General features: G+C 71.5%; 12 protein-coding genes. 11 read left to right on the top strand and 1 reads right to left on the bottom strand.

Going from position 1 to position 11,404, the window contains the following annotated elements; translation table 11 throughout:
- The 10 genes from ruvX (at window position 1) to nusB (ending at window position 9,885) form a co-directional block, all read left to right on the top strand.
- On the top strand, window positions 1-465 hold the full coding sequence (ruvX, locus tag BA175_RS22205) for a Holliday junction resolvase RuvX (RefSeq protein ID WP_079159780.1): 465 nt from the start codon (window positions 1-3) through the stop codon (window positions 463-465).
- Window positions 466-564: 99 nt separating this feature from the next.
- Entirely contained in the window at window positions 565-2,406 is a 1,842-nt protein-coding gene (mltG, locus tag BA175_RS22200; RefSeq protein WP_069173260.1) for an endolytic transglycosylase MltG, read from the top strand.
- Complete coding sequence (locus BA175_RS22195; RefSeq protein WP_069173259.1) at window positions 2,403-3,233, top strand: shikimate dehydrogenase; 831 nt, start codon at window positions 2,403-2,405, stop codon at window positions 3,231-3,233. The genes mltG and BA175_RS22195 overlap by 4 nt, the downstream gene beginning before the upstream one ends.
- A gap of 155 nt (window positions 3,234-3,388) precedes the next feature.
- The gene (gene aroC / locus BA175_RS22190; RefSeq protein WP_069173258.1) at window positions 3,389-4,573 is read left to right on the top strand and encodes a chorismate synthase; all 1,185 of its coding nucleotides are present in this window, start codon (window positions 3,389-3,391) and stop codon (window positions 4,571-4,573) included.
- Window positions 4,570-6,216, top strand: coding sequence for a 3-dehydroquinate synthase (aroB, locus tag BA175_RS22185; protein WP_079159732.1), 1,647 nt, complete (start codon window positions 4,570-4,572; stop codon window positions 6,214-6,216). The genes aroC and aroB overlap by 4 nt, the downstream gene beginning before the upstream one ends.
- A complete protein-coding gene (aroQ, locus tag BA175_RS22180; protein ID WP_069173257.1) occupies window positions 6,213-6,656 on the top strand; it encodes a type II 3-dehydroquinate dehydratase in 444 nt (147 codons plus the stop codon). The genes aroB and aroQ overlap by 4 nt, the downstream gene beginning before the upstream one ends.
- Window positions 6,657-6,763: 107 nt before the next feature.
- The gene (locus tag BA175_RS22175) at window positions 6,764-7,624 is read left to right on the top strand and encodes a Pro-rich N-terminal domain-containing protein (protein WP_069173256.1); all 861 of its coding nucleotides are present in this window, start codon (window positions 6,764-6,766) and stop codon (window positions 7,622-7,624) included.
- A 79-nt stretch (window positions 7,625-7,703) separates the two neighbouring features.
- Window positions 7,704-8,810, top strand: coding sequence for a M24 family metallopeptidase (locus tag BA175_RS22170; RefSeq protein ID WP_069173255.1), 1,107 nt, complete (start codon window positions 7,704-7,706; stop codon window positions 8,808-8,810).
- Between the two features lie 74 nt (window positions 8,811-8,884).
- Window positions 8,885-9,451 carry an elongation factor P gene (gene efp / locus BA175_RS22165; protein WP_069173254.1) on the top strand — a complete coding sequence of 189 codons (567 nt, stop codon included), beginning with the start codon at window positions 8,885-8,887 and terminating at the stop codon, window positions 9,449-9,451.
- Between the two features lie 2 nt (window positions 9,452-9,453).
- Window positions 9,454-9,885: a transcription antitermination factor NusB gene (gene nusB / locus BA175_RS22160; protein WP_069173253.1), complete on the top strand. Its 432-nt coding sequence runs from the start codon at window positions 9,454-9,456 to the stop codon at window positions 9,883-9,885.
- Window positions 9,886-10,065: 180 nt separating this feature from the next.
- Here nusB and bldD read toward each other — a convergent pair whose 3' ends face one another.
- Window positions 10,066-10,566 carry a transcriptional regulator BldD gene (bldD, locus tag BA175_RS22155; protein ID WP_014157378.1) on the bottom strand — a complete coding sequence of 167 codons (501 nt, stop codon included), beginning with the start codon at window positions 10,564-10,566 and terminating at the stop codon, window positions 10,066-10,068.
- 223 nt (window positions 10,567-10,789) lie between these two features.
- Between bldD and pyrR the strand changes: the two genes are divergently transcribed.
- Window positions 10,790-11,374: a bifunctional pyr operon transcriptional regulator/uracil phosphoribosyltransferase PyrR gene (gene pyrR / locus BA175_RS22150; RefSeq protein ID WP_069173252.1), complete on the top strand. Its 585-nt coding sequence runs from the start codon at window positions 10,790-10,792 to the stop codon at window positions 11,372-11,374.
- Window positions 11,375-11,404 lie beyond the last annotated feature (30 nt).

Here is an 11,404-nt window from a genome sequence, read left to right as displayed (position 1 = left end):
ATGCGCCGTGGACGCCGACTCGCCATCGACGTCGGGGACGCCCGTATCGGGGTCGCCTCGTGCGACCCCGACGGGATCCTCGCCACGCCGGTGGAGACCGTGCCGGGACGTGACGTCCCGGCCGCCCACCGGCGGCTCGGCATGATCGTCGAGGAGTACGAGCCGATCGAGGTCATCGTCGGCCTGCCCCGCTCCCTCGGCGGCGGCGAAGGTCCCGCCGCCGCCAAGGTCCGGGCCTTCGCCCAGGTCTTCGCACGGGCGATCGCGCCGGTGCCCGTGCGCCTGGTGGACGAGAGGATGACCACAGTGACGGCCACCCACGGGCTGCGGGCCTCGGGCGTGAAGTCCAGGAAGGGCCGTTCTGTCATCGACCAGGCTGCCGCTGTGGTGATCCTCCAGAACGCTCTGGAGTCCGAACGGGCGTCAGGTAGCGCGCCGGGCGAGGGCGTCGAAGTGGTTGTCTGATCGCGATACGGTAACGTTCCGCGCGATGCGCCGGTGTTCGAACAGACACCGCACAGCCAAGCGAAGAGACGGAACGCGTCTCGCGGCTCTAGGGGATCGATGACTGAGTATGGCCGGGGCCCCGGCTCCGAACCGTGGCATCCCGAGGACCCGCTCTACGGGGACCAGGGATGGGCCGCCCACGGCCAGGGCCCGGGCCAGTACGAAGGCCAGCAGCAGCAGTCCTACGCGCAGGACCCGTACGCCCAGCAGGGCTACCAGCAGGACCCGTACGCGCAGCATCAGCAGCAGGACCCGTACGCGCAGCAGCACCAGCAGCAGGACGCCTACGCCCAGCAGTACCAGCAGGACCCGTACACCGTCCAGCAGTCCCAGCACCAGCAGCAGTACGGCACCCCGCACGACCCGTACGCGCAGCAGCCGCCCGAGCAGCCGCAGCAGTACAACGGCGGCTGGGACACGGGCCCGCAGCAGACCGTGCCGTACGATCCGCAGCTCCCCTACGGCGACACCCAGGGCGGCTACGGCGAGCAGGCCGACTACTACGGCACGTCCGAGGCCTACCCCCCGCCCCAGCCCCCCGGCCACCGCGAGCAGGCCCACCGGAGTCAGCAGCACCAGGGCCGGCAGCCGCAAGAGCCGCAGCAGCCCCAAGAGCCGCAGCAGCCCCAGCAGCAGAACCCCGACTGGGATCCGGACGCGCCGCAGGAGGAGACACACCCCTTCTTCACGGGCGCGGACGAACCGGCGGCCGGCCGGGACACGCGCCGCGACACGAGCCGTGACGAAGAGGACGCGTACGACGACGACCCGCGTGCATCCCGCCGGGGCAGCGGCGAGCGCCGGGGCAAGGGCAAGAAGAAGAGCCGGAACGGCTGCGCCTGCCTGGGCGTCGCCGCGGTCCTGGTCGGCGGCCTCGGCGGGGTGGTCTACGTGGGCTACTCCTATTACCAGAACCAGTTCGGCGCGGCGCCCGACTACGCGGGTGACGGCACGGGCTCGGTCGAGGTCGAAATTCCCGAGGGCGCCTTGGGGAACGAGATCGCGAACATCCTGAAGAAGGCCGGCGTCGTGAAGTCCGTCGATGCCTTCGTCTCGGCGCAGAACGGGAACCCCAAGGGAGGTTCCCTGCAGGCCGGTGTCTATCTCCTCAGGGAGAAGATGTCTGCCGACAGTGCCATCGAATTGATGCTGGACCCGAAGAGCCAGAACGCACTGATCATTCCCGAGGGTACGAGTACCACCGGCATCTACGCGGCGATCGACAAACGGCTCAAGCTCAAGTCCGGCACCACGGCCGGCGTCGCGAAGACCAAGGCCGAGAGCCTCGGCCTGCCCGCATGGGCCGACGACGACCCCGAGATCAAGGACCCGCTGGAAGGGTTCCTCTTCCCGGCGGCATACGCGATCCCAGCCGGGTCGAAACCTGAGGACGCGCTCAAGAAGATGGTCGCGCGGGCCAACAAGGAATACGCCAAGCTCGACATCGAGGAAAATGCGAAGAAGCTGCATCTGGCCTCCCCGCTCGACCTGATCACCGTGGCGAGCCTTGTCCAGAAGGAGGGCAAGTACAAGCGCGACTTCGACAAGGTCGCCACGGTCGTCTACAACCGCCTGAAGCCGGACAACCTGGAGACGGTCGGAAGGCTGGAATTCGACTCGACGGTCAACTACATCCGCGACGAGAGCACGCTGGACGTCGGAGCCGTGGACGCTCTGCGGAAGATAGACGATCCGTACAACACGTACCGCGTCAAGGGTCTCCCGGCCGGCCCGATCTCCAACCCGGGCGCGGAAGCGCTGCACTCGGCGATCAGCCCGGCGTCCGGCCCCTGGTACTACTTCGTGTCCGTGACCGAGGACGAGACGCTGTTCGCGGTGACGAACGAGGAGCACGAACGTAACCGTCGGAAGTACGAGGAGCAGAAGGCCGGCCAATGAGTGTCTCCAGACGGGCGGCCGTCCTCGGCTCTCCGATCGCCCACTCCCTCTCACCGGCCCTCCACCGTGCCGCCTACGCGGAGCTCGGTCTGGAGGAGTGGTCGTACGACCGCTTCGAGGTGGACGAGGCGGCGCTCCCCGGCTTCCTCGAGCGGCTGGACTCCTCCTGGGCGGGCCTCTCCCTCACCATGCCGCTCAAGCGGGCGGTCATCCCCCTGCTCGACGGGATCAGCGAGGCGGCGGCCTCCGTCGAGGCCGTCAACACCGTGGTGTTCACGGAGGACGGCCGCCGGACCGGCGACAACACCGACATCCCCGGCATGGTCGCGGCCCTGCGTGAACGCGGGGTCGAGAAGGTCGACTCCGCCGCCGTCCTCGGCGCCGGTGCCACGGCCTCCTCCGCGCTCGCCGCCCTCGCCCAGGTCTGCACCGGGCCCGTGACCGCGTACGTGCGCAGCCAGGAGCGCGCCGACGAGATGCGCGGCTGGGGCGAACGCCTCGGCGTGGACGTCGTGACCGCCGACTGGGCGACGGCGGACCGGGCGCTGCGTGCTCCCCTGGTGATCGCGACGACTCCGGCCGGTGCGACGGACGCCTTGGCGGACGCGGTACCGGGGTCTCCCGGCACACTGTTCGACGTGCTGTACGAGCCCTGGCCGACGGTTCTCGCCTCGCGCTGGTCGGCGACCGGCGCGAGCGTCGTCGGGGGACTCGACCTCCTGGTCCACCAGGCCGTCTTCCAGGTGGAACAGATGACCGGGCGCCACGCACCGCTCGCCGCGATGCGCGCCGCGGGCGAGCGCGCCCTTTCCGCACGGGCCCGCTGAGGCCGTCCACCGGGTCCGGGCGCACGCCGAACCGTCCGTCTGCTGGACCGTCGGCCGATTCGTCCCCCCGGGCGTGGGAGGATCGGAGGTGGCGGGCCAGGGCCGCGCACCCGGTCGCGCCGTTGGATTTTCAGGCGCGAGCATGAGGAGCACCGTTGAGCAGGTTGCGCTGGCTGACCGCGGGGGAGTCGCACGGCCCCGCACTGGTGGCGACGCTGGAGGGTCTTCCCGCCGGTATCCCCGTCACCACGGAGATGGTGGCGGACGCGCTCGCCCGGCGACGGCTCGGTTACGGGCGCGGCGCCCGGATGAAGTTCGAGCGGGACGAGGTCACCTTCCTCGGCGGTGTCCGGCACGGGCGCACCATGGGCTCGCCCGTCGCCGTCATGGTGGGCAACACCGAGTGGCCCAAGTGGGAGCAGGTCATGTCGGCCGACCCGGTCGACCCCGAGGTCCTGGCCGCCCAGGCCCGGAACGCCCCGCTGACCCGCCCCCGGCCCGGTCACGCCGACCTCGCCGGGATGCAGAAGTACGGCTTCGACGAGGCCCGGCCCGTCCTGGAGCGCGCCAGCGCCCGGGAGACCGCGGCCCGCGTCGCCCTCGGTGCCGTCGCCCGCTCCTACCTCAAGGAGACCGCGGGCATCGAGATCGTCTCCCACGTGGTCGAGCTGGCCGCGGCCAAGGCGCCCTACGGCGTCCACCCCAAGCCCTCCGACGTCGAGCGGCTCGACGCCGACCCCGTGCGCTGCCTGGACGCCGACGCGTCCAAGGCGATGGTCGCGGAGATCGACAAGGCCCACAAGGACGGCGACACCCTCGGCGGGGTCGTCGAGGTCCTCGCCTACGGCGTGCCCGTCGGCCTCGGTTCGCACGTGCACTGGGACCGCCGGCTCGACGCCCGCCTCGCCGCCGCCCTGATGGGCATCCAGGCCATCAAGGGCGTCGAGGTCGGGGACGGCTTCGACCTGGCCCGTGTGCCGGGGTCCCGGGCGCACGACGAGATCGTGGCCACCGAGAACGGCATCAGGCGCACCTCGGGCCGTTCCGGCGGCACCGAGGGCGGGCTGACCACCGGTGAACTGCTCCGTGTCCGCGCCGCGATGAAGCCCATCGCCACGGTGCCGCGTGCGCTCGCCACGGTCGACGTCGTCACCGGTGAGGCGGCCAAGGCGCACCACCAGCGCTCCGACGTGTGCGCCGTCCCGGCCGCCGGGATCGTCGCGGAGGCGATGGTCGCCCTGGTGCTGGCCGACGCGGTCGCGGAGAAGTTCGGCGGCGACAGCGTCGCCGAGACCCACCGCAACGTGCAGTCCTACCTCTCCCACCTCCAGATCCGGTGAGCGGCCCGCTGATCGTCCTCGTCGGCCCCATGGGGGTCGGCAAGTCCACCGTGGGCGAGCTGCTCGCCGAGCGGCTCGGCACCACGTACCGCGACACCGACGCGGACGTCGTGGCCGTGGCGGGCAAGCCGATCGCGGACATCTTCTTCGACGAGGGGGAGGACCACTTCCGGGCCCTGGAACGGCAGGCGGTACGGGACGCGGTCGCCCGGCACACCGGCGTCCTCGCGCTCGGGGGCGGCGCCGTGCTCGACGGGGAGACCCGTGCCCTGCTGGCGGGCCGCCCGGTCGTCTATCTGTCCATGGACGTGGACGAGGCCGTCCGCAGGGTCGGCCTGAACACCGCCCGACCGCTGCTCGCCGTCAACCCGCGACGGCAGTGGCGCGAACTCATGGACGCCCGGCGCCCTCTCTACGAAGAAGTGGCCGCCGTCACCGTCGCCACCGACACACGCACTCCCGAAGAGGTCGCCGTCGCGATCACCGAGGCACTGGACCTTCCGGAGCGTACCGACGGGCCCGTACCGTCCGACCAGGAGAACCCACGCATGACCGAGCAGGGCACCACGCGCATCCAGATCGCCGGCACGGCGGGCACCGACCCGTACGAGGTGCTCGTCGGCCGCAGGCTCCTGGGCGAGCTGCCGCACCTCATCGGCGACCGCGCCAAGCGGGTCGCCGTCCTGCACCCGGAGGCGCTCGCCGAGACCGGTGAGGCGGTCCGCCAGGACCTCGCCGACCAGGGGTACGAGGCCATCGCGATCCAGCTACCCAACGCGGAGGAGGCCAAGACCGTCGAGGTCGCCGCCTACTGCTGGAAGGCCCTCGGCCAGACCGGTTTCACCCGCACCGACGTCATCGTCGGTGTGGGCGGTGGCGCCACCACCGACGTCGCCGGCTTCGTCGCCGCGTCCTGGCTGCGTGGGGTGCGCTGGATCGCCGTACCGACGACCGTGCTCGCCATGGTCGACGCGGCGGTCGGCGGCAAGACCGGCATCAACACCGCCGAGGGCAAGAACCTCGTCGGCGCCTTCCACCCGCCCGCCGGGGTGCTCTGCGACCTTGCCGCGCTCGACTCGCTGCCGGTCCACGACTACGTCTCGGGCATGGCGGAGATCATCAAGGCCGGCTTCATCGCCGACCCGGTCATCCTCGACCTCGTCGAGGCCGACCCGCAGGGCGCCCGTACGCCCGACGGACCGCACACCGCGGAGCTGATCGAGCGTTCCATCCGGGTCAAGGCCGAGGTCGTCTCCAGCGACCTCAAGGAGTCCGGACTCCGGGAGATCCTCAACTACGGGCACACCCTGGCCCACGCCATCGAGAAGAACGAGCGCTACAAGTGGCGCCACGGCGCCGCCGTCTCGGTCGGCATGGTCTTCGCCGCCGAGCTCGGCCGGCTCGCCGGACGCCTCGACGACGCCACCGCCGACCGGCACCGCGCCGTCCTGGAGTCCGTCGGCCTGCCGCTCACCTACCGCGGCGACCAGTGGCCCAAGCTGCTGGAGAACATGAAGGTCGACAAGAAGTCCCGCGGCGACCTGCTGCGCTTCATCGTCCTGGACGGCATCGGGAAGCCCACCGTGCTCGAGGGCCCCGACCCGGCCGTCCTGCTCGCGGCCTTCGGGGAGGTCTCCGCGTGAGCACCCGCAGGGTCCTCGTGCTCAACGGGCCCAACCTCGGACGGCTCGGCTCCCGCGAGCCCGACGTGTACGGGGCGACGTCCTACGCAGGTCTCGTCGACACCTGCCGGACCCTCGGCGAGGAACTCGGCTTCGACGTCGACGTCCGGGAGACCAACGACGAGGGGGAGCTGATCCGCTGGCTCCACGAGGCCGCGGACGGCGCGATTCCGGTCGTCCTCAACCCCGGCGCGTTCACCCACTACTCGTACGGCATGCGGGACGCCGCCGCCCAGCGCACCGCCCCGCTGATCGAGGTGCACATCTCGAACCCGCACGCACGGGAGGAATTCCGCCACACTTCCGTCGTCGCCCCCGTGGCCACCGGCACCGTGGCAGGATTCGGCATCGGCTCCTACCGGCTCGCCCTGAGGGCGCTCGCCGGTGAACTGACGGACTGAAACCAGGCACTTCGTGCCCTCCCCGGCCGTTCACCGCACGGCGGCCGGGGAAGGTACGGTTGCCGTCGACCAGCGCCAGTTGCCTGTACGAGACGGAGTGGCACCGGATGCAGCACGCAGTGGGGGCCCCGCTGCCGCCACCCCACGGTCCCGGTAACGGGCCGTGGACGCACCAGGCCCAGCACCCCGGCCACCCCGGTCCGCCGGGGCCGCCGCCCCCGATACCTCCCGCGCCCCAGGACCGGCCCCCGTCCGGCCCGCCGCCGGTCCCGCCCGGACCGCAGGGTCCCGTCCCGGGAGCGCCCCTGCACGCGCCCGTCCCGCCGTCGCGGGAGACGACCGGGCACATCCAGCTCCCGCCCGGCGGTCCCGTACCGCTGCCCGCGCCGCCCGCCGAGGCGGGCACCGGCGCGGCGACCCTCGCCGTGCTCCTGATCGGCCCCGCCGGAGCGGGCAAGACGACGGTCGCCAAGCTCTGGGCGGGCCGCCGCCGCGTCCCCACCGCGCACGTCTCGCTCGACGACGTCCGCGAATGGGTCTGCTCCGGCTTCGCCGACCCGCAGGCCGGGTGGAACGACCACTCCGAGGCCCAGTACCGCCTGGCCCGCCGCACCTGCGGATTCGCCGCCCGCAACTTCCTGGCCAACGGCATCTCCTGCATCCTCGACGACGCGGTCTTCCCGGACCGTCCCGTCGTCGGTCTCGGCGGCTGGAAACGCCATGTGGGCCCCGGCCTGCTGCCCGTCGTCCTGCTGCCCGGCCTGGAGGTCGTCCTGGAGCGCAACGCCGCCCGCAGCGGCAACCGCCGCCTCTCCGACGAGGAGGTCGCCCGGATCCACGGCCGGATGGCCGGCTGGTACGGCTCCGGGCTCCCCATCATCGACAACTCCTCCTTCGACGTGGAGACGACCGCCCGGGTCCTGGACGACGTCCTGGCCCGTTCCCTGGCCAGCCCCCCGGCCTGGTAGCGGCGGGCGCGGGGGTGCGGGCCCCCGGTCGGATGCGCTGACCGGGCAAGCCGCCGCCCCCGCTCGTAGGCTCGAGAACATGTCAGAGGTGTTCGCCGTACGACGCGGGCTGCTGCGTGACCGGTACGCCGCCGCCGGTTCCGCGGCCGCCCTGGTCTCCCGCCCCGCCAATGTCCGCTATCTCGCGGGCGGGGCCCCGCCCGGCGCCGTGCTGCTGCTCGGCCCCGGCGAGGACGTCCTGCTCTGCCCCCGGGTGCCGGGCGGCGACCCCGCCTCCGGGCACCCCGACGAGCGGCTCCGGCTGACGGTCCTGCCTGAACCCGGCGGCGACCCCGTCGTCGCCGCCGCCGGCCTGGCGGCCTCGCTGGACGCGGGCTCCCTCGCCGTCGAGGAGCACGACCTGACGGTCTCCCGCCACCGCGCCATGTGCTCCGTCGCGCCCCACCTGCGCCTGGCCGACCTCGGATCCACGGTGGAGCAGCTGCGGGTCGTCAAGGACGAGGAGGAGATCGCCTGTCTGCGGATCGCCGCCGAGATCACCGACCATGCCCTCGGCGAACTCCTGGAATCGATCCTCGTGGGCCGTACCGAACGCCATCTCGCCCTGGAGCTGGAGCGCCGCCTCGTGGACCACGGTGCCGACGGCCCCGCCTTCCCCACCTCCGTGGGGACCGGCCCGAATTCGGGCCAGGGCCGTCACAGGCCCTCGGACCGGAGGGTGGAGGAGGGGGATTTCCTCTCCGTCTGCCTGGGTGCGAACTACCGCGGCTACCGGTGCGAGATCGGCCGGACGTTCGTCATCGGCACCGCTCCCGCCGACTGGCAGATCGAGCTGTACGACCTCGTTTTCGCCGCTCAGCGGGCCGGACGGGAAGCTCTCGTGCCGGGCGCGGCCTACCGTCAGGTGGACCGCGCGGTCCGTCACCTCCTCGACTCCGCGGGCCACGCGGACGGCCTCCAGCTCTGCACCGGGCACGGTGTCGGACTGGAAATCGACGAGGACCCGCAGTTGGCACCGACAGCCATGGGTAAACTGGACGCTTGCGTGCCGGTCACCGTCGAACCGGGGGTCCACCTCCCGGGCCGGGGCGGTGTCCGGATCGATGACACGCTCGTCGTACGCCCCGAGGCGGACGGCGGCCCCGAGCTACTCACCATTACGACCAAGGAGCTGCTCGCGCTCTAGGAGAACCCCTTCGCGGAGACTCCGGCGCGCATCCTCGGTCGTCCACCAGCTTCAGTCCAGGAGATTCCGCAACCGTGGCTTCCACGAACGACCTCAAGAACGGCCTGGTGCTCAAGCTCGACGGAGGCCAGCTCTGGTCCGTCGTCGAGTTCCAGCACGTCAAGCCCGGCAAGGGCCCCGCCTTCGTGCGCACCAAGCTCAAGAACGTGCTCTCCGGCAAGGTCGTCGACAAGACGTTCAACGCCGGCGTGAAGGTCGAAACGGCCACCATCGACCGCCGGGACATGCAGTTCTCGTACATGGACGGCGAGTACTTCGTCTTCATGGACATGGACACGTACGACCAGCTCATGGTCGACCGCAAGGCCGTCGGCGACGCTGCCAACTTCCTGATCGAGGGCTTCACCGCCTCCGTCGCCCAGCACGAGGGCGAGGTGCTCTACGTCGAGCTGCCCGCGGCTGTCGAGCTGACGGTCCAGCACACGGACCCGGGCGTCCAGGGCGACCGCTCCACCGGTGGCACCAAGCCCGCCACCCTGGAGACCGGCTACGAGATCGGTGTCCCGCTCTTCATCACCACCGGCGAGAAGATCAAGGTCGACACCCGTACGGGCGACTACCTCGGCCGGGTGAACAGCTAACCGTGGCTGCCCGGAACAAGGCCCGCAAACGCGCCTTCCAGATCCTCTTCGAGGCCGACCAGCGCGGTGAGTCCGTGCAGACGGTCCTCGCGGACTGGGTACGGCTCTCGCGGACCGACGACCGCCAGCCCCCGGTCGGCGAATTCACCATGGAGCTCGTCGAGGGGTACGCGCAGTACGCGGACCGCATCGACGACCTCATCGTCACCTACGCCGTGGACTGGGAGATCGACCGCATGCCGGTCGTCGACCGGAGCATCCTGCGGCTCGGGGCCTACGAGCTGATCTGGGTGGACTCCACGCCGGACGCCGTGGTGATCGACGAGGCGGTCCAGCTCGCCAAGGAGTTCTCCACGGACGACTCCCCGTCCTTCGTGAACGGCCTGCTGGCCCGCTTCAAGGACCTCAAGCCGAATCTCCGCCGGGAGCAGTAGCGGCGGCGCGTTCAGCCGAAGGAAGGGCCCACGGTCGCCAGGACCGTGGGCCCTTCGGCGTGCCGGCGCGGACATGGTGCCCGGCGGAGGAAGCGCGGCCGGGCCCGGAGAAGCGAAACGCCGGGTGGGCGGGGTCCCAGGGACCCCGCCCACCCGGCGGTACGTTTCTGCGGGGGCGGATCAGCCCTCGTCGTGGGCCACCGCGCGACGCGCGTCGGCGTCCAGCACGCCCCAGCTGATCAGCTGCTCGGTGAGGACGGACGGCGACTGGTCGTAGATCACGGCCAGGGTGCGCAGGTCGTCCTGGCGGATCGACAGCACCTTGCCGTTGTAGTCACCGCGCTGGCTCTGGATCGTCGCCGCGTAACGCTGCAGCGGTCCGGCCTTCTCCGGCGGGACGTGGGCGAGGCGCTCCAGGTCCAGGACGAGCTTCGGCGGGGGCTCGGCGGCACCGCCGGGCGTCGTGCCGGGCAGGAGCTCCTGCACCGGGACGCCGTAGAAGTCCGCCAGCTCGGCGAGGCGCTGCACGGTCACGGCGCGGTCGCCGCGCTCGTACGAACCGACCACGACGGCCTTCCAGCGGCCCTGGGACTTCTCCTCCACGCCGTGGAGGGAAAGGCCCTGCTGGGTGCGGATGGCGCGGAGCTTGGCCCCGAGCTGCTTTGCGTATTCGCTGGACATAAGGCTCCCCGGACGCTGGAACATTTCTTGCGGCTCAGCCGCGTGGCTGGTAACTCACTGTGAGGTTACGCAGCGTTACCTGTCTGCGTCAAGCGGAAAGGTCCGGACTGCACCTTCCCCGGGGCGCCGCCATGGGTCCGCACACGCCCTGGTACCGTGGATGACGCAAATCCGACGTCCTTTAACGTCCGTCCAGTGAGGCGGAGAAGGAGGTCCGTTTCTTATGGACGCACAGCACGACCGCACCGGCAACGCGGCACGCCCCGTACTCGAGGCTCCCGACATCGCCCGGGTCCTGACCCGTATCGCCCACGAGATCGTCGAACGCGCCAAGGGCGCCGACGACGTGGTGCTGCTCGGCATCCCCACCCGCGGGGTCCACCTCGCCCGCCGGCTGGCCGGGAAGCTCGAGGACATCACCGGCCGCGGCACGCCGGTCGGCTCGCTCGACATCACCATGTACCGCGACGACCTGCGGATGCGCCCGGCGCGTGCCCTGGCCCGCACGGAGATCCCCGGTGAGGGGATCGAAGGCCGGCTCGTCGTCCTGGTCGACGACGTGCTCTTCTCCGGCCGCACGATCCGCGCCGCGCTCGACGCGCTCGGCGACATCGGCCGGCCCCGTGCCGTGCAGCTCGCGGTCCTCGTCGACCGCGGCCACCGCGAACTCCCGATCCGCGCCGACTACGTCGGCAAGAACCTCCCCACGTCGCTGCGCGAGACGGTCAAGGTCCAGCTCGCCGAGGAGGACGGCCGCGACGCCGTGCTGCTCGGGGTCGAGCAGACCGTCCCGGTGGGCGAGCAGTAGCTGCCGCCCCGTACGCCGCACCGGCCGTAC

Source organism: Streptomyces griseus (assembly GCF_001715295.1).
Taxonomy (GTDB): Bacteria; Actinomycetota; Actinomycetes; order Streptomycetales; family Streptomycetaceae; genus Streptomyces; species Streptomyces griseus_G.
Note: the sequence above shows the minus strand (reverse complement) of the source record. Positions and strands in the feature narration are given on the sequence as shown.

Bases quoted from the DNA above. Each gene is read 5' to 3' on its own strand.
- BA175_RS22195 (WP_069173259.1), top strand. From the start codon at position 2,403: ATGAGTGTCTCCAGACGGGCGGCCGTCCTCGGCTCTCCGATCGCCCAC.
- BA175_RS22175 (WP_069173256.1), top strand. From the start codon at position 6,764: ATGCAGCACGCAGTGGGGGCCCCGCTGCCGCCACCCCACGGTCCCGGT.
- mltG (WP_069173260.1), top strand. From the start codon at position 565: ATGACTGAGTATGGCCGGGGCCCCGGCTCCGAACCGTGGCATCCCGAG.
- pyrR (WP_069173252.1), top strand. From the start codon at position 10,790: ATGGACGCACAGCACGACCGCACCGGCAACGCGGCACGCCCCGTACTC.
- BA175_RS22170 (WP_069173255.1), top strand. From the start codon at position 7,704: ATGTCAGAGGTGTTCGCCGTACGACGCGGGCTGCTGCGTGACCGGTAC.
- ruvX (WP_079159780.1), top strand. From the start codon at position 1: ATGCGCCGTGGACGCCGACTCGCCATCGACGTCGGGGACGCCCGTATC.
- bldD (WP_014157378.1), bottom strand. From the start codon at position 10,566: ATGTCCAGCGAATACGCAAAGCAGCTCGGGGCCAAGCTCCGCGCCATC.